The 17704-nt window shown below is 71.3% G+C and carries 17 protein-coding genes; 5 read left to right on the plus strand and 12 right to left on the minus strand.

Translation table 11 applies throughout. From position 1 onward, the window contains the following. The first annotated feature begins 157 nt into the window (after nt 1-157). Entirely contained in the window at nt 158-2812 is a 2655-nt protein-coding gene (locus ACLBXP_RS10015; protein ID WP_447667494.1) for an MGH1-like glycoside hydrolase domain-containing protein, read from the plus strand. Between the two features lie 319 nt (nt 2813-3131). Beyond that, entirely contained in the window at nt 3132-3488 is a 357-nt protein-coding gene (locus ACLBXP_RS10020; protein ID WP_447667495.1) for a translation initiation factor 2, read from the plus strand. Between the two features lie 109 nt (nt 3489-3597). Here the strand turns inward: ACLBXP_RS10020 and pncB are convergent, their stop codons facing one another. From pncB to ACLBXP_RS10035, 3 genes are all read right to left on the minus strand, one after another. After that, a complete protein-coding gene (pncB, locus tag ACLBXP_RS10025) occupies nt 3598-4890 on the minus strand; it encodes a nicotinate phosphoribosyltransferase (protein ID WP_447667496.1) in 1293 nt (430 codons plus the stop codon). Nucleotides 4891-5168: 278 nt separating this feature from the next. After that, nucleotides 5169-5672 carry a pyridoxamine 5'-phosphate oxidase family protein gene (locus ACLBXP_RS10030; protein WP_447667497.1) on the minus strand — a complete coding sequence of 168 codons (504 nt, stop codon included), beginning with the start codon at nt 5670-5672 and terminating at the stop codon, nt 5169-5171. A gap of 138 nt (nt 5673-5810) precedes the next feature. Further along, the gene (locus ACLBXP_RS10035; protein ID WP_447667498.1) at nt 5811-7772 is read right to left on the minus strand and encodes an autotransporter domain-containing protein; all 1962 of its coding nucleotides are present in this window, start codon (nt 7770-7772) and stop codon (nt 5811-5813) included. A gap of 390 nt (nt 7773-8162) precedes the next feature. Between ACLBXP_RS10035 and ACLBXP_RS10040 the strand changes: the two genes are divergently transcribed. After that, the gene (locus tag ACLBXP_RS10040) at nt 8163-9293 is read left to right on the plus strand and encodes an Mrp/NBP35 family ATP-binding protein (protein WP_447667499.1); all 1131 of its coding nucleotides are present in this window, start codon (nt 8163-8165) and stop codon (nt 9291-9293) included. Nucleotides 9294-9303: 10 nt separating this feature from the next. After that, nucleotides 9304-9918 carry a molybdenum cofactor guanylyltransferase MobA gene (mobA, locus tag ACLBXP_RS10045; protein ID WP_447667500.1) on the plus strand — a complete coding sequence of 205 codons (615 nt, stop codon included), beginning with the start codon at nt 9304-9306 and terminating at the stop codon, nt 9916-9918. Nucleotides 9919-9921: 3 nt separating this feature from the next. Here mobA and ACLBXP_RS10050 read toward each other — a convergent pair whose 3' ends face one another. From ACLBXP_RS10050 to ACLBXP_RS10090, 9 genes are all read right to left on the minus strand, one after another. Then, a complete protein-coding gene (locus ACLBXP_RS10050; protein ID WP_447667501.1) occupies nt 9922-10380 on the minus strand; it encodes a peptidylprolyl isomerase in 459 nt (152 codons plus the stop codon). Nucleotides 10381-10491: 111 nt separating this feature from the next. Further along, nucleotides 10492-11049 (minus strand): peptidylprolyl isomerase, encoded by a 558-nt coding sequence (locus ACLBXP_RS10055; protein WP_447667728.1) that lies wholly within the window; start codon nt 11047-11049, stop codon nt 10492-10494. Nucleotides 11050-11093: 44 nt separating this feature from the next. Further along, nucleotides 11094-11594 carry a pantetheine-phosphate adenylyltransferase gene (gene coaD / locus ACLBXP_RS10060; RefSeq protein ID WP_447667502.1) on the minus strand — a complete coding sequence of 167 codons (501 nt, stop codon included), beginning with the start codon at nt 11592-11594 and terminating at the stop codon, nt 11094-11096. 11 nt (nt 11595-11605) lie between these two features. Beyond that, nucleotides 11606-12157: an RBBP9/YdeN family alpha/beta hydrolase gene (locus ACLBXP_RS10065; RefSeq protein WP_447667503.1), complete on the minus strand. Its 552-nt coding sequence runs from the start codon at nt 12155-12157 to the stop codon at nt 11606-11608. Nucleotides 12158-12198: 41 nt separating this feature from the next. Continuing rightward, complete coding sequence (locus ACLBXP_RS10070; protein WP_447667504.1) at nt 12199-13326, minus strand: UV damage endonuclease UvsE; 1128 nt, start codon at nt 13324-13326, stop codon at nt 12199-12201. A 122-nt stretch (nt 13327-13448) separates the two neighbouring features. Beyond that, the gene (locus tag ACLBXP_RS10075; RefSeq protein ID WP_447667505.1) at nt 13449-14381 is read right to left on the minus strand and encodes a hypothetical protein; all 933 of its coding nucleotides are present in this window, start codon (nt 14379-14381) and stop codon (nt 13449-13451) included. 109 nt (nt 14382-14490) lie between these two features. Next, nucleotides 14491-14859, minus strand: coding sequence for a DUF3618 domain-containing protein (locus ACLBXP_RS10080; protein WP_447667506.1), 369 nt, complete (start codon nt 14857-14859; stop codon nt 14491-14493). 11 nt (nt 14860-14870) lie between these two features. After that, nucleotides 14871-15290 carry a phage holin family protein gene (locus ACLBXP_RS10085; protein WP_447667507.1) on the minus strand — a complete coding sequence of 140 codons (420 nt, stop codon included), beginning with the start codon at nt 15288-15290 and terminating at the stop codon, nt 14871-14873. Nucleotides 15291-15299: 9 nt separating this feature from the next. Continuing rightward, nucleotides 15300-15818 carry a hypothetical protein gene (locus tag ACLBXP_RS10090; protein ID WP_447667508.1) on the minus strand — a complete coding sequence of 173 codons (519 nt, stop codon included), beginning with the start codon at nt 15816-15818 and terminating at the stop codon, nt 15300-15302. Nucleotides 15819-16248: 430 nt separating this feature from the next. On the opposite strand from ACLBXP_RS10090, the gene ACLBXP_RS10095 reads away from it, so the two are divergent. Further along, a complete protein-coding gene (locus tag ACLBXP_RS10095) occupies nt 16249-17670 on the plus strand; it encodes an alpha,alpha-trehalose-phosphate synthase (UDP-forming) (RefSeq protein ID WP_447667509.1) in 1422 nt (473 codons plus the stop codon). Nucleotides 17671-17704 lie beyond the last annotated feature (34 nt).

Genomic DNA, 17704 nt, shown 5'->3' on the forward strand with positions numbered 1-17704 from the left:
GGAGCCTCGGGCAGGGTCGGTCGTCGCTCGGAGTGAGCCCATCCGCGCGCCGCGCACAAGCCCGCCCCGAACCGAAATTCCGCGCGCCCGGCCCCGGGACCTTGGCGTCGAAGATGCATGAGCCGCGGGTCCATCGCGCGCGGCGGAAGGGGTCATCGTGGACGATCTGGATCGTTGGGCGGAGCGGCGGCGCATCGCCGAGCAGGCGCGGGGCGAGCGCGCCTGGCGGCACTGGGGGCCCTACCTCAGCGAGCGGCAATGGGGCACAGTGCGCGAGGATTACAGCCCGGACGGCAACGCCTGGCGCTCGCTGACGCACGACCAGGCGCGCTCCCGTGCCTATCGGTGGGGCGAGGACGGCCTCGCGGGCTTGAGCGACGAGCACGGCCTGATGTGCCTCTCGCTCGCCCTCTGGAACGGGCGCGACCACATCCTCAAGGAGCGCCTGTTCGGCCTCACCAACGGGGAGGGCAACCACGGCGAGGACGTCAAGGAGGTCTACCACTACCTCGATGCGGTCCCGAGCCACGCCTACCTGAAGCTCCTCTACCGCTACCCGCACGGGCCCTTCCCGTACGACCGGCTCCATGAGGAAGGCCGGCGGCGGGGCCGGGGCCAGCCGGAATTCGAGCTGGAGCACACCGGCGCGCTCGACGGCGGCCGCTACTTCGACGTCACGGTCGAGTACGCGAAGGGCGACGTCGACGACATCCACATGGTGGTCACCGCCGTGAACCGCGGGGACGAGGCGGCGGAGCTGCACCTCGTGCCGCAGCTCTGGTACCGCAACACCTGGGCCTGGCAGGCGGACGCGGCGCGCCCGGTGCTGCTGCGCGGTCGCGGCGGCGTCGCCTGCGAGCATCCGCGCCTCGGCAGCTACGGGCTCTCCTACGCGGGCGAGCCCGACCTCCTGTTCTGCGAGAACGAGACCAACCTGCGCCTGCACGGCGGCCTTCCGGACGCCGCCGGCCCGTTCAAGGACGGCCTGCACGCCCGCATCGTCGACGGGGACGCGGGCGCGGTGTCGGACGCGTCCGGCACGAAGGTCGGCCTGCACTACGCCCTCCGGCTCGATGCCGGGGCGAGCACCACCGTCCGTCTGCGCCTCTGCGCGGGCGGCACCTTCCGGCCGGTCGACGCGGAGGACGGGCTGCTGCGCCGGCGCATCGCCGAGGCCGACGCCTTCTACGAGCTCCTGCAGGACGGGATCGAGGACCCGGACCGCCAGCGCATCTTCCGGCAGGCCGCCGCCGGGCTGATCTGGACGAAGCAGCTCTACCGCTACGACGTGCGCCTGTGGCTCGACGGGGATGTCGGGCTCCCGGCCCCGCCGCGGGAGCGCGCAGAGGGGCGCAATATCCACTGGCGCCACCTCGCGGCCGCCGACGTGCTCTCGATGCCGGACGCCTGGGAATACCCGTGGTTCGCCGCCTGGGACCTCGCCTTCCACTGCCTGCCACTCGCGGTGCTCGACCCGGACTTCGCCAAGGGCCAGCTCCTGCTGATGACCCGCGAGTGGTACATGCACCCGAACGGGCAGCTGCCCGCCTACGAGTGGGAGTTCGGCGACGCCAACCCGCCGGTCCACGCCTGGGCCACGTACCGGGTGTTCGAGATCGACCGGGCCCGGCGCGGCGGGCGCGGCGACCTCGCCTTCCTGGAGGGCGTCTTCCACAAGCTCCTGATCAACTTCACCTGGTGGGTGAACCGCAAGGACGCGCAGGGGCGCAACGTCTTCCAGGGCGGTTTCCTCGGCCTCGACAATGTCGGCGTGTTCGACCGCTCCCGCCCGCCCCCCGGCTTCGGCGTCGTCCACCAGGCGGACGGCACAGCCTGGATGGCGATGTACGCCCTCAACATGATGCGCATCGCCCTCGAGCTCGCGCTCCACAACGACGTCTACGAGAGCACGGCGTCGAAGTTCTTCGAGCACTTCCTCCTGATCGCCGAGGCCATGACCGACATGGGCGGCGAGGGCTTCGGCCTGTGGGACGAGCAGGACGAGTTCTACTACGACGAGGTGGACATGCCGGACGGGCGCATGGTCTCGCTCCGGGTCCGCTCCATCGTCGGCCTGGTGCCGCTCTTCGCCGTCGAGGTGATCGAGCCGACCGTGCTGCAGCGCCTGCCGGACTTCGCCCGCCGCCTCAACTGGGTGCTGCAGAACCGTCCGCACCTCGCCCGCCTGGTGTCCCGCTGGAACGAGGGCGGCGTCGGCGACCGCAAGCTGCTCTCGCTGCTGCGCGGGCACCGCATGAAGGCCCTGCTCCGGCGGATGCTCGACGAGGCGGAGTTCCTGTCGGAGCACGGCGTGCGCTCGCTGTCGAAGGCCCACCAGGCGCAGCCCTTCGTGCTCGACGCGTTCGGGGCCTCATTCTCGGTGAACTACGACCCGGCCGATTCGACCTCGAACATGTTCGGCGGCAACTCGAACTGGCGCGGGCCGGTCTGGATGCCGATGAACTACCTGATCGTCGAGGCGCTGCGCCGCTTCCACACCTATTACGGCGACGATTTCCTGGTCGAGTATCCCACGGGCTCGGACCGGCACCTGACGCTCGATGCGATCGCGGACGCGCTGGAGGACCGCCTGATCGGCCTGTTCACGCGGGACGCGGCGGGGCGCAGGCCCTACCATGGGGCGCAGGCCCCCGCGCACGGCAGCCCGGACGAGCTCCTGTTCCACGAGTTCTTCGACGGCGACACCGGGCGCGGCCTCGGCGCCTCCCACCAGACCGGCTGGACGGCGCTGATCATGAACCTGCTGCTCCACCAGGCGGGGCGGGGGTCCCGGACGGCGCCGGCTCCCTAGGTGTGCGGTCCCAAACGCCCGGAGCTCCCGCGGGTGGGTTTGGTTCGAGGGCGGCCTTGCCGTGCGCGAGCCGAGCCTGGGACCGAGATATATTGATCTTGCCCGTCGAGTTCCTGTGTAGAACCGAGCACAGTTGCCCGCGATCAACGCGCCCTGACGATCATCAGGATTGCCCGGAGAACAAATTCCTTACACATAAGTGAGCCGCGCAACGACGCGGCGCCGGGGGGTGCACATGAGAGTTCGACTTGTTGCCGCGGCGCTGCTCGCCGCGAGCGTCGGCGCGTGCGGAAGCATCACGCGCGGCATCACAGAGCAGATGTCGTTCCTGACGGAGCCGCCCGGCGCTCAGATGGTCACGAACAGGCACTATGCGTGCCCCGCGACGCCCTGCTCCCTAGCGGTCGATCGTTCGGACGAGTTCGACGTCACCTTCACGAAGCCCGGCTATCGGCCGCAGACGGTGCCGGTCCGGACCAAGATTGTCGGCAAGGGAGCCGCCGGTTTCGCGGGCAACATCCTAATTGGCGGTGCGATCGGCATGGGCGTCGATGCCGCGACGGGCGCCGCCCTGGATCACACGCCGAACCCGGTCAGCGTGACCCTGGTGCCGGACGCGCTGCCGAGCGCTCAGGCCCGCAGCCGGAAACCGCGTCGCGGCGAGGCCGGACTGTGACCGCCCGCGCCGCCTCCGTCAGGTCGAACCGCGCCATCCGGAACCCGTCGTCTCCGCAAAGGCTGACCGTGGTCCGGCTCACCGGTGCCGGACGTCAGGGTTTCGCGACCTAGACGAGCACCTCCTGCGCGGCCTGCTCGCCCACCCCGAACACCCGCTTGTAGCGGGCCACCTCCGCCTCCGGCCCGATCGCCTTGGTGGGGTTGTCGGAGATCTTCACCGCCGGGCGCCCGTCGGCCGCGATGACCTTGCAGACGATCGAGATGGGGTCGAGGCCCTGTCCCGGGGCGAGCCCGCGGAAGTCGTTGGTCAGCAGCGTCCCCCAGCCGTAGCCGATCCGCATGCGGCCGTGGAAATGCCCATGGATGCGCTCGATCGCGTCGATGTCGAGGCCGTCCGAGAAGATCGCGAGCTTGGTCGCCGGATCGGCGCCGCGGCTCCGCCAGAAGGCGATCGCCTCCTCGCCGCCCTCGATCGGATCCTTCGAATCGATGCGGATGCCCGTCCAGGCCGTGAGCCAGTCAGGCGCGCCCGCCAGGAAGCCGGCGGTACCGTAGGTGTCGGGCAGGACGACGAGGAGGTTGCCGGCGTAATCCTGCTGCCAGTCGCGCAGGACCTCGTAGGGCGCCCGGGCGAGCGCCGCGTCGTCCTCCGCGAGGGCCGCGTAGACCATGGGCAGTTCGTGGGCGTTGGTCCCCACCGCCTCGACCTCGCGGCGCAGGGCGATCAGGCAGTTCGACGTGCCGAGGAAGCCCGCGCCCAGGCCCTCCTGCATCGCCTGCACGCACCAGTCCTGCCAGAGGAAGCCATGGCGCCGCCGCGTGCCGAAATCGGCGATCGAGAGGTCGGGCAGGCGCCGCAGGCGCTCGATCTTCTCCCACACCCGGGCCATGGCCCGGGCGTAGAGAATCTGCAGCTCGAAGCGCCCCATGCCGCGTAGCGTCGCCCGCGAGCGCAGCTCGTTGAGGATCGCGAGCGCCGGGACCTCCCACATCGTGGTCTCGATCCAGGGCCCGTGGAAGGTCAGCACGTACTGCCCGTCGCGGGCCTCCAGCTCGTACTCCGGCAGGCGGAACGCCTCCAGCCAGTCCATGAAGGCGGCCGAGAGGATCTGGCGCTCGCCGTAGAAGGTGTTGCCGCGCAGCCAGGTGGACTCGCCCCGGCTGAGCCGGAGCGTGCGCGCGTGGTCGAGCTGCTCGCGCAAGGCGCCGGGGTCGACCTCGTCGGCGATGCGGATGCGCCGCGTGCGGTTCTGGATGCCGAAGGTGACGGCGACGTCGGGATGGCGACGGAAGATCGTCTGCGCCATCAGGAGCTTGTAGAAGTCCGTGTCGAGCAGCGAGCGGACGATCGGGTCGATCCGGAAATTGTGGTTGTAGACCCGGGTCGCGATATCGAGCATCGGGGGAGGCAACCCTCGCGCGGGCCAGCGCCGGAGACCAAGCGCTGAAAGACAAGCGCCGTGAGATTGGGCGCCGCCGGACAACGATCCGCGCCCGCCGATCTAAACGCCAAGGGCTAGTCGAGCGGATCGGCAGGCGCGGACGGCCGGTGATTGAGGGGCCGGCCCCGTGAAGCTAAAGCATAACGGCCGCGAAACCAGGGGCGCGGCCGCACTATTTTTTCACGAGACGGTGCCGGGCGGGCACGCCGTCTACGCGCCCGCCCGGCGGACCCGCGTCAGGCGAGGTCGACCTTCTTGGTCTCGGTCTTCGGGCTCTCGCCCGTGAGCGTCGCCTTCACGTAGCCGTAGAGGTGGACCATCGTGCTGTTGGGGCTGTCCCAGTACTCCCCCTTCTCCGGATGGACCCGGATCAGCGCGACCTCCGGGTCGTCCTTCCCGTTCGGGAACCAGGTCTTCAGGCTCTCCTGCCACTTGTCGTTGATGATCGCCTGGTCGCGCACGATCTCGGCCTTGCCGGCGATCGAGACGTAGGTCTGGTTCGAGGGGTCCGCGTAGGCGAGGTTGATCTGGTTGTCGCGCCCGATCTCGGCGGTCTTGGGCGAATGCAGCTTGGTGAAGAACCACAGGTCGCCGTTCTCGTCGGCGTCGTTGTTCCACATCGGGCGGCTGTAGAGCTTCCCGTCCGGATCCGCGGTGGTCATCATCGCGATCTTGACGTCCTTGATCAGCTCGAACAGCTTCTTGGCGCCCTCGTGATCGCGGTGGTTGCCCTGGTGCATGGGGTGATCTCTCCAACTCGTCCGAACGGCAGGTGCGGGGCGCCGGTGCGTCCCCCCGGATGCGGCCTGCCCGTAAGTCGAGTCGACAACGAGGGAGCGCCGCGATGGTTTCGCGGCGCCCCGGCCCGGGTCGCAGGCTCAGAAGCGGTAGCGCAGGCCCGCCGACACCGTGCGGTCGTCCCCACCCGAGCGCGCGAAGCTCGTGGAGCCCGTCACCACGCCGCTGAGGCCCCGCCCGAGGTCGATGTCGAGCCCGCCCGAGACGCGCCCGTAGACGTCGTCGCCCAGCCGCCCCGTCTGCGTGCGGATCAGCAGTGCCGGCGCGTAGGTCTGGAACGAGGACACCGTGCGCACCCCGTCGAGCACATCGTGCTGCGCCGTCAGGTTCACGAACGGCGAGACCGCCCCTCCGAGGACCGGCAGGAGCGTGCGCACCTGCAGGCCGCCGCCCACCGTCAGGCCCTCCAGCCGCTGCCCGCGCACGCCGATGGTCAGCAGCGGGTCGCCGCTCTCGCGGTAGGCGCCCACGTGCACGTTGGCGTAGCTCATCTCGGCGATCGGCCCGGCCCGGAAGCTGCCGAGGTCGAACAGGTAGCCGGCCCGGCCCGAGGCCGTCACGGTGTCGCCGGAGGGCCGCGCGCCGATGCGGTCGTTCATCACGCCCGGTCGGTCGAGGGTGTAGCGGTTGGAGCCGTAGGTGACGGCCCCGTCGAGGAACAGGTTCGGCCCGGTGTAGGAGGCGAAGAGGCCGCCCTGGAAGCTGTCGAGGTCGATCCGGCCGTTCGAGAGGCCGCGCAGGTCCACGCTCGTGTTGAGGTAGTTGAAGGCGGCGCCGATCACGAGGTTGGGGGTCGCCTGGTACTGCAGGCCCGCGGTGACGCCGCCGAAATCGGCACCGTAGGTCGAGCCCAGGCTGCCCTGCGCGGTGTTCTGCGCGGTGCGGTCGAGGGCCGCGTAGGTGCCCAGCGCGAACAGCGAGAGCGGGCTGCCGACCTGGACGGGGATGAGGGTCGGGGGCGCGCGGTTCGGCAGGTCGGCGGCGTACTGGCCGGGGACGGTGGGCAGGGCGTTGCGGCGGCGCTCGGCGTTGAGGCGGCCCATCAGGGCGGAGCCGAAGGCGAGGCCGGCGGCCTGGCCGAGCTCACCCTGCGGCCCGATAGTCAGCGGCGCGTTGAGCTGGTTGGCCAGGAACTGGGCGATCCAGGTGTTGGTCCGGCCCGTGTTGTGCGCGCCATCCACCAGGATGCGCTGGTTCTCCAGGGCACCGTTGCTGGCGGTGCCGTTCGTCACGCAGGCCTGCACCAGGGTGCAAGGCGTCAGGGCGTCTGGACCGAAACCGTAGGCGGTGGGGTCGGCGCGCAGGCGGGCGATCACACCGGCCGCGTCGAAGTAGTGGATGTTGAGGCCCCGGGCGGAGAGGGGCGAGAGGGCGTTGGGCAGCGCGGCGTTGACGGCCAGGGACATCTCGTTGCTGCCCAGATTGACGGGCCCTAAGCCCGGGACGACGAATTCGGGTGCGCGATCGGTCTTCTGGTTGAAGACCACGAACTGTCGTGCGCCCAGACCCGCGAGGCGGTTGATCGCCCCGACCGTGTTGTCGACGACGAAGGCGGCCGTGTCCGCCTTCTGCTGCGGCGTCGCGCCGACGTTCACGGCGACGGGCGTGATATCGTTGTAGCCGATCCAGACGTTGACGAGGTCGCGCGGACCGAACTGGCCGATGCGCGCCTGCGCCTGGTCGATCTGGTCCGGCAGGCCCCAGGCGAAAGCCGGAGACGAGAACGGGTCGGGCGCCTGACGGATCAGGCGCGCACCGCCGACAGCGTAATCGTCACCCGCCCGGTAGGGCACGCCGATCCGGCCCGGTACCACCTCGAAGTAGTTCGGTGCGTTCGACCAGCGGCCCCCTTCGAAGATGCGCCACGTCCCCTGCAGGAGTTCGGGCGGGCTGTAGCCGTTCACCTCGCGCGGGATGCGGCCGTTGTCGGTGAGACTGTCGCCGAAGGCGACGTAGCGGGTGAAGTAGCCCTGCTGGGCCTGGGCGCTCGCGCAGCCGAGGAGAAGGCCGCCGAGAACGGCGGCCGCGCGCTTCCTGAACATTCCGATCCCCCTTTTGTGCGAGCCTTCTCGGCTGCGCGCATTTTCTCGATGAGGCCGCCAACCGATCATTCCGCCGCGAAGACATGCAAGGATGATCGATCTTTGGCCGCAACGCGGAGACCTACGTGTTGCTTTGCTGTCTCAGCAAATCGACCAGAAAGGACAAGTTTTTACCAAGGACTATTACCAATTCTGTGGTTGAGCGTTATTTGCGCACTCCGGGACTCCTATAGAAACCCCTCGGGCACCGCGCCGCCGGCCCCGATTCGGGCCCCGCGGCGTTCCGGACTGGGGCCCTTCGCGTTTGCGGCCGCAGGGTCTACATGGCGGGGGCCTGCATGGCGCAGGACGGCCCGAGCGCAGGGCCGCACCACCGGTGAGGAGTTCCCCTTGGCGATCACCCGCGACGACGTGATGAGGGCGCTGGCGGGCGTCACGGTCGATGCCGCCGGCACCACCCTGCCGGGATCCGGGCGCCTCTCCCAGGTCGTCGTGGACCCGACGAGCCGGGTGATGTTCTCGATCCTGATCGACCCGAGCGAGGCGGAGCGGTTCGAGGCGGTGCGCCGCGAGGCGGAGGGGCGGGTGCTCGCCATGCCGGGCGTCTCGGGCGTGTTCGCGAGCCTCACCTCGGAGCGCGGGCCGAACATGCCGGCGCAGTCGGCGGCCGCGCCGCGGCCGGTGCCGCCGGGGCCCGGTGCCCCGCCGAACCAGGGCCCGCAGCTGCCGGGCGTGCGCCACATCGTGGCGGTGGCCTCCGGCAAGGGCGGGGTCGGCAAGTCCACCACCGCCTGCAACCTCGCCCTCGCGCTCCTCGGGCAGGGGCTGAAGGTCGGCCTCCTCGATGCCGACATCTACGGCCCCTCGGTGCCCAAGCTGTTCGGCCTGTCGGGCAAGCCGCGGGTGCTGGAGGGCCGCGTGCTGGAGCCCATGGAGGGCTACGGCCTCAAGGTGATGTCGATCGGCTTCCTGATCGAACCCGAGTCGGCGATGATCTGGCGCGGGCCGATGGTGCAGTCCGCGATCACCCAGATGCTGCGCGAGGTGGCCTGGGGCGAGCTCGACGTGCTGCTCGTGGACATGCCCCCCGGCACGGGCGACGCGCAGCTCACCATGGCGCAGGCGACGCCGCTGTCCGGCGCCGTGATCGTCTCCACCCCGCAGGACCTCGCGCTGATCGATGCGCGCCGGGGCGTGACCATGTTCAAGAAGGTGGCGGTGCCGATCCTCGGCGTCATCGAGAACATGGCGACCTTCGTGTGCCCGAACTGCGGACACGCCTCGCACATCTTCGGACACGGGGGCGCCCGCGCCGAGGCCCAGCGCCTGGGCGTGCCGTTCCTCGGCGAGGTGCCCCTCACCATGACGATCCGCGAGACCTCGGATTCCGGCAGGCCGGTCGTCGCCACCGATCCCGAAGGCCCGCCGGCGCAGGGCTACCGGGCCATCGCCCGCCAGCTCTGGGCGAACCTCTCGGGCGCGCCGGCCGGGCGCGCGGCGCCCCGCATCGTCATCGAGTAGGGTCCCGCCGGTGCGCCCGACCCTCGGCGTCATCCTGGCGGGCGGCCTGTCCCGGCGCATGGGCGGAGGCGACAAGGCGCTGCGCTCCCTCGGGGGCGTCCGCCTTCTCGACCGCGTCGCGGCCCGCCTCGGCCCGCAATGCGCGCTGGGGCTCATCCTCAACGGGAACGGCGATCCCGCCCGCTTCGCCTTCCCGGGCACGGTGGTGGCGGACGGGGTCGCGGGCCATCCCGGTCCCCTCGCGGGCATCCTGGCGGCCCTCGACTACGCCCGGACCCATCACCCGGACGCCGCGCAGATGGTGAGCGTGACCGGCGACGCGCCGTTCCTGCCGGGCGACCTCGTCGCCCGCCTCGACGCGGCGCGGGGCGATGCGCCGATCGCGGTCGCGGCCTCGGGGGAGCGCCGGCACTTCACCACGGCGCTGTGGTCGGTGGACCTGCGCGACGACCTGCGGGCCGCCCTGGTGGAGCGGGACGAGCGCCGGGTCGGCGCCTACCTCGCGCGCCACGCCGCCGTCCCGGTCGCCTGGCCCGACCAGCCGGTGGACCCGTTCCTGAACGTCAACGCGCCGGAGGACCTGGCGCGCGCCGAGGCGCTGCTGGAGCGCCTCGGCCCGGCGTGAGCCTCAGGCCGCCGCGACGGTGGCCTTCACGATGCGGTCCGGATCGCGCACGGGCTCGCCGCGCTTGATCGTGTCGACCACCTCCATGCCCTCGATGACCTTCCCCCAGACCGTGTACTGCTTGTCGAGGAAGCGCGCGTCGTCGAAGCAGATGAAGAACTGCGAGTTCGCCGAGTGCGGGAAGTTGGTGCGGGCCATGGAGCAGGTGCCGCGCGTGTGCGGCTCGCTGTTGAACTCGGCATTGAGGTCGGGCAGGTCCGAGCCGCCGGAGCCCGTGCCGGTCGGGTCGCCGGTCTGCGCCATGAAGCCGTCGATGACGCGGTGGAACGGCACCCCATCGTAGAAGCCCTGGCCCGTGAGCGTCTTGATGCGCTCGACGTGGTTCGGCGCGAGGTCGGGCCGCAGGCCGATCACGACGCGGCCCTTGGTGGTCTCCAGAACGATGGTTTCGGTGTCGGCCATGTGTGCGTCTCCGTCCGTGGTGGATCGCGGTGGTGGATCGGAAGGGGGCCTAGCCCGCCTGGGCCGGGACCGCAAATCCAGGGTTCGGGCGGCGGGACCCGCGCGGGCCCGCTACCGGGCCTTCTCGGCCATCTGCATCTTCACGATCTTGTCGGGGTTCTGGACGGCCCCGCCGGGAGCGCCGGGCGCCGCCTTCTTGATCGCGTCGACCGCCTCCATGCCGCTCGAGACGAGCCCCACCACCGTGTACTTGCCGTTGAGGAAGGACGCGTCCCCGAGGCAGATGAAGAACTGCGAGTTCGCCGAATCCGGGTCCGCCGAGCGGGCCATGCCCACCGTGCCGCGGCGGAACTGGGCCGAGGAGAACTCGGCCGGGATGTTCGGCAGGCTGGAGCCGCCGGTGCCGTTGCCCTTGGGGTCGCCGGTCTGCGCCATGAAGCCGTCCATGACGCGGTGGAACTTCAGGCCGTTGTAGAAGCCCTGGTTGATCAGCGTCTTGAGCTGCTGGACGTGGCGCGGCGCAAGGTCCGGCCGCAGCTCGATCGTGACCCGCCCGTCCTTGGTGTCGAGGTAGACGGTGTTCTGGTCGGCGGCGCGCGCCGCCCCCGTGAGGCCGCCGCCGAGGGCGAGGGCGAGGATTGCGGTCCGGATGACGTGACGACGGTTCATCGGGTTCATCGGGTTCATGGGCGGGAGGATCTCCGGGTCGGGGTTCAGGCTCTGGCGAAGCGCGCGGCGAGGCGCTCGGCCACCGCGGGGGGCACGAAGGGGGCGACGTCCCCGCCCATGGCGGCGATCTGCCGGACGAGGGTCGCGGTGATCGGGCGCACCTGGATCGAGGCGGGCAGGAACACGGTCTGCACCTCGGGCGCCATGGCGCCGTTCATCCCCGCGAGCTGCATCTCGTAGTCGAGGTCGGTGCCGTCGCGCAGGCCGCGGATGAACAGGGTGGCGCCGCAGCGCCGCGCGGCCGAGACCGCGAGATCGTCGAAGGTGGCGATCTCCAGTTCCGTCCCCTCCGAGGCCGCGAGCGGTGCGCAGGTCTCGGCCAGCAGCTCCGCCCGCTCGTCGGCGGTGAAGAGCGGCGCCTTGCCGGGATGCACGCCGATCGCGATCACGAGGCGCGGCACGAGGCGGCAGGCCTGACGGATGACGTCGAGGTGGCCGTTGGTGACCGGGTCGAAGGAGCCGGCGTAGAGCGCGGTGCGGATCATCGGGGCACGCTCTACAGCGTCTTGAGGAAGCCCGCGAGCCGCATCAGGCCCTCCGGCCAGGGCCCGTGCCCGCTCGCCACGTTGATGTGACCGGATTCGCCGGCATCCACGAGGGCGGAGCCCCAGGCATGGGCGAAGTCGTCGGCCCGCTCGTAGGCGCAGTAGGGGTCGGTCCGGCTGGCGACCAGCAGGCTCGGGAACGGCAGCGGGTCGCGCGGGATCGGCGCGAAGGCGCGGGTGGAGTCGGGGAGGTTCGGCGTCTCCTCGACGTCCGGCAGGGCCACGAACAGGGCTCCGCGCACCACGCCCGGGGGAAAGTCCGGCACGGCCTCGACGCAGGCGACGACGCCCAGGCTGTGGGCGATGAGGATGACGGGCCGGGTGGCGCCCCGCACGGCCTCGGCGATGCGGCCGCGCCAGGCGCCGGGCTCCGGCGCGTGCCAGTCGTCCTGCTCGACGATCCGGGCGGTGGCGAGCCGGCTCGCCCAGCGGGCCTGCCAGTGCTCCTCCCCGGAGCCCGCGAGGCCCGGAACGATCAGGATGTCGCAATCGGCGGTCTTCATGGCCCCTGCCTAACCAAAGGGGCCGGACCCGTCGAGCCGCCTTACTCGGCGGCGGCCGGCAGGAGGGCCGGGGCTGCTCCGATCTCGGCGGCGATGCCTGTCGAGGCGAGGTTCTTCGATTTCGCCTCGATCTCGAAATCGGCCCAGGCGAGGTGTCGGGCGACGAGGGCGTTCAGGGCGCGGTTCCACATCATGTCGGAATGCGCCGCGAGGTCCCGCCAGGAATGACCGGCCTCGCGCAGCGCCCGGAAGTCCGGCAAGCGGTCCGGGTCGTGGTCGGCCAGCACCGTCTCGCGGGAGACGCTGACATGGGCCACCGGCCGCACGCCGTGCCAGGATTCCCGGACACGGGCGATCCGGGGATCGTCCGGCTCGATGTACTGGCCGCCGCTCTCGACCCAGTGGTGATGGATGTCGAGCACCACCGGCACGAGGTCGGAGAGCTGCAGCACCGCATCGAGCCCGAAGGAGTTCTCGTCGTTCTCCACCGTCACCAGGTCGCGCGCCACGCGGCTCACCCGGGGCAGGGTCTCGCGCCAGCCCGCGACGCCGGGGTCCCGGGCGCCGACGTGGATGTTGATGTGGGCGCCGTGCGGGTGCCAGCCGCCGCCGTAGCCCATCCGGTCCATGACCTCAGCGTGGTAGTCGAGTTCCTCGATGCCGTTCTGCAGCGCGGCCGGGTTGCGGCTCGCCAGGATGCAGAACGGGCCGGGATGGAGGCTCAGGCGCACGCCGAGTGCGCGGGCGAGGGCGCCGCAGGCGGCCAAGCCCTCCTCGATCACGCGGTCGAGCTCCGGCTCGGCGTAGAGGGGGCGGACGGCCGGATGGGTGTAGGCGGGCAGGACCGAGCTCGCCATGCGCAGGAGCCGCTCCAGCGGCGGGCGCGCACCGACCCAGGTGATCTGCCGGCGCAGGGCCACCAGGTTGTGCGCGACGATCTCGCCGAGCTTCGCCCGCGCGGCATCGGGCGCGAGCCGCTGCAGGTATGCCACCGTGACGCTCGTCAGGTTCATGGCGAGCGCCGCGTCCTTGGCGGCCTTCAGCGTCTTGTGGGTGCCGGGTGGCTCGTCCGGGATGAACTTGCAGCAGAATCCCAGGCGGGGTGCGTCGTCGGCGGGAGGCTCGGCAAGCGGCTCGATGGGACCGGGGGCGGGCGAGGGGGGGCTCATCCCGGGACAACGCCGCAACCCTGGATTCGACGCACGGTCGATGCTCCGTCCGAGGGCCGGATCGAAACGAAGCGGGCGGCGCCCGGAGGCGCCGCCCGCAAAGCCCGACAGTCTGTGTCGGCTCAGAGCCGGTGTGCCGTCCGGTCGTCGCGGGGCGCACCCTGGCCGGGCTGCCCGGGCCGGGGGGACTGGCCGCCGGGCTGCTCGGCCGCGGCCTGCAGATTGTCGGGGTCGAGGGCGCGCTCCACGAAGGCGCGGCCCTGGTGCGTGAACTCGCGGGCGTAACGCAGTCCCTGGTCGCGGACCTCGTCGGCCCAGGGCCCGAGGTTGCGGTCCTCCTGGCGGGTGCGCGGCAGCAGCGCGCCGAGGAGGAGGCCCGCCGCGACGCCGACCACGCCGACGAGGAGCGGGTTCTCGCTCACGAACTGCTCGACGGCGGTGCGGCCCTGGTCGAGGCGCGCCTGACCGCGATCCCGCAGGTCCTCGGCCCGGCGCCGGCCGCTCGCGCGGACGTCCGAGGCCCAGTCGCGCGCCTGATCGGCCGTGTCCCGCGCCTGGCCCCGCAGCTGGTCGGCCAGATCGGAGGCGCGGCCCGCGGCTGCGCCGAACCTGTCGCGGGCCCGGTCGGCGAGGTCGCCCGCCACGTCCCGCGCCTGCCCCGCGAGGTCGTCGGCCGTGTCACGGGCCTTCCCCGCCAGGTCATCGGCCTTGCCGCGGGCCTGCCCCGAATAATCGGATGCGCGCGCACGCAGGTCGGCGGCCGCGCCGGGGAGCGGATCGCGGCTGCCGGTCGGATCGGGGCGGAAGCTGTGGTCGCCCGAGCGGGCGTGGGGATCGTGGTCGGCCGTGCCGATGGAGTCGCCGGCGCCCTTCGGATCGGGCCGCAGCGTATGGTCGGCCGAGCGCGCGTGGGGATCGAGGCTCCCCGGGGAGGGTGCATCCTTCGGCGGGGTCTGATGCAGGCTGCGGGCGGAGCTGCCCGCCGGCATGCCGGCCTCCGCGGCGAGGTTCTCCGGGAGCGAGCCGGGTGTCTTGGGTTTCGGGTTGTCACTCATGGCTGACTCCTGTCGGTCTGGTTGGTCTGTGGTCCCGAGCCGATCCTGATGGCGGAAGCGCCGGTCGGCCCGCGCGCCGGAGCGGGTTGGCCGGCGCGACGGCGGACGCTCAGACCTGTGTTTCCTCGGCGAGTTCCCGGCTCGGCTGCCGGGTCGGGAGATCGGGGTCGTAGACCCGTGCGGCACCCGTGTTCATCACCGGCACGCGGGCGGCGCGGACGTCGCCGCGGCGCCGGGCGGCGTCGTTCGAGATGCGGTGGATCAGCCAGCCCACGCCGGCCGCGATGATCATCACCGGCACCGGGTTGCGCCGCACCGCGTCGAGGGCGTTGTCGTAGACGCCGCTCAACGGGGTGCGCCGGGCGGTGCCGAGCATCTCGTCCACGAGGCTCGAGACGGTCAGCCGCCCCTGGATCTGATCGATCGTCTGGTCGAGGCGGGCGCGGCTCGCCTCGATGTCCTGCTCGAGGTCGTTCATCGAGCTCATGGTCAGGAAACCCTTTCAGAGAGCGCGCGGGCATCCTGGCGGACCTGCCGGGTGGTGCGCATCGGCGCCAGCGTCGACAGCGACATGGCGCTCCGGCCCCAGAGCGCGAGGCCGACCGCGATGACGAGGAGCACCCCGCCGACGATCAGCGCCGACAGCCATTCCGAGCCGACGATCGTGGCGAGCCACTTCACGAAGGCGCCGATCAGGACGATGAGCGCCACCACGGCGAAGACCGCGGAGGCGACGAGGCAGGCGAGGCCGACGAACAGCGAGCGGACGTTGCTCGCCATCTCGGCCCGGAAGAGGGCGATCTCCTTGCGGGCGAGCTCGTTGGTCTCGCGCAGGGCGTCCCCGATCAGGCCCTGGATGCTGCTGGGCGGGGGCCCGGGGGGCGGGGCGGCGTTCGGTCCGTTCGACATCGGACGACCTCAGGCGCGGTAGTCGAAGGCGTCGCGGTCGTGCCGGCGGGTGTCCCGCGGCAGGCCCGAAGCTTCCGGCAGGCTGGACGACTTGATGAAGCGGGCGGCGATGAAGCCCGCCACGAAGGTCCCGACCGCGACGGCGACGGGCGCGCGCCGGGCGAAGGATTCCGCCTCCTCGTAGAAGTCGGTGAAGCTGCGCGCCTCGATCGAGCCGCCGAGCTGCTCCAGCCCCTCGGCCGCGCTGTCGAAGAACGCCTTGATGTTGGGCCGGTCGTCGAAGGTGCGACTGGAATCGCGCAGCGTCTTGGCCAGGTCGTTGACGGACTGGGCCGCGTCGCCCTTGCGGCGCTCGACGTAATCCTGCGCCTGCGCCCGGGCGGCGTCCATGAGGCTGCGGCCGCGCTCGGCGGCCACGTCGGCGATGCCCTCGACCTCGCCCTTGAGGCCGCGCCAGTCGGCCGCCTCCCGCGCCGCGGGGTCGCCGGACGGCGCGGCGGAGGGGTTCGGGATCTCGGTCGCGGCCATGTCGGGCTCCTCACGCGGGACGGTCTTTACGAACGTCCGAGGGGGACGTTCGGATGCGGCTGATCAACTCGGCTTGGTAACCCTGTGCCCCGCGGGCGGTTCCGGTCGGTCGGCGGGAGCCCACAGGGAGACGCGCGGGTGCCGCGGCGGCGACGGGATGCCCTCAGCCCGCGTTCAGCCCCCGCGGTGCACGGTGCGTCCTGTCGCGGCGAGCCGGCCGGCGAGGGGGTGGGGATGAGGTGCGCGCGAGACCGACAGTCCACGCCTTTCGTCGTGAGGCGGGAGAAACTGGATCTTGACCCCGGGGGTTTGATCACGCTTGGCTAGTGCCAACGGATCGCGCTCGGCTTCCGCGCGTTCACCTGAGGAAACGTTTGGACGGGCGCGGGGAACGTCGTGCCCGCGCGCACAGAGGACCGGAGCCGGCTTCGTGGCACGTCTCGTGATCGTATCGAACCGCGTGGCTGTCCCCGAAGAGGGAGGCAAGGCGGTGGCCGCGGGCGGCCTCGCCGTCGCGGTCAAGGAGGCCTTCACGGCCTACGAGGGCCTTTGGTTCGGCTGGAGCGGCAACGTCACGGACGAGCCCTCCGAGGAACCGACCCTGATCGACCGCGGCCGCGTCCAGTACGCGGTCGTCGACCTCTCGCCCCAGGACCACAAGGAATACTACGCTGGGTTCGCCAACCGGGCGCTCTGGCCGATCATGCACTACCGCCTCGGCCTGGGCTCGTTCTCCCGGTCGGACTACGCCGGCTACTCTCGGGTGAACCGCATCTTCGCGCGCACCCTCGCCAAGCTCATCGAGCCCGACGACATCATCTGGGTGCACGACTACCACCTGCTGCCGCTGGCATCGGAGCTGCGCGGCCTCGGCATCGCCAACCCGATCGGCTACTTCCACCACATTCCCTGGCCGGCGGCCGACGTGTTCAACTCGTTGCCCGCCAGCGGCGACCTGCTGCGCGCCATCGCCGATTACGACCTGATCGGCCTGCAGACGGACTCGGACGTCCAGAACCTGCACCGCAACCTCTGCGACACGCTGCGGGCGATCCCCCTCGGCGGCGGCTCGCTGATGGTCGACGGGCGCCGCACCCGCATCCGCTCCTTCCCGATCGGGATCGACGTGGCGGGCTTCAAGGAGGCGGCCGACAAGGCGGCGTCGAACAAGGTGGTCCGGGACACCATGGCGGGCCTGCGCACCCGCAAGCTCCTGATCGGCGTCGACCGGCTCGACTACTCGAAGGGCGTGCCCGAGCGCATGGAGGCGGTGGACCGCTTCTTCGCCTCGAACCCCGACCAGCGCGGCAACGTCGTCTACCTGCAGATCACCCCGAAATCGCGCTCGGAGGTGCCCGAGTACGAGCAGCTCTCCCGCGAGGTGAACGAGACGGTCGGCGAGATCAACGGCAGCCTCGGCGAGCCGGCCTGGACGCCCATCCAGTACGTCACCAAGGCCTATCCGCGCCCCGTCCTCGCCGGCCTCTACCGCGCCGCCCGCGTCGGCCTCGTGACGCCGATGCGCGACGGCATGAACCTCGTCGCCAAGGAGTACATCGTCGCCCAGAGCGCGGAGGACCCGGGCGTGCTGGTGCTCTCGAAGTTCGCCGGCGCGGCACGCCAATTGCCCGAGGCGCTGCTGGTCAACCCCTACGACCGCTTCGAGGTGGCTGAGGCGATCCGCACCGCGCTCTACATGCCGCGGAGCGAGCGCCTGGAGCGCTGGAAGCCGATGGTCGAGCGCATGACCCGCGAGGACGTGGATTGGTGGGCGCGCAACTTCCTCTCGGAACTCGAGAACTTCCGCACCGTCGAGCGCGAGCCTCCGACCACGGCGGCGGCCGCGGAATAGCGCCGCGCCACCCCCTGGACACGCCGCTGGACGT

This window comes from Methylobacterium sp. A54F, assembly GCF_053346035.1.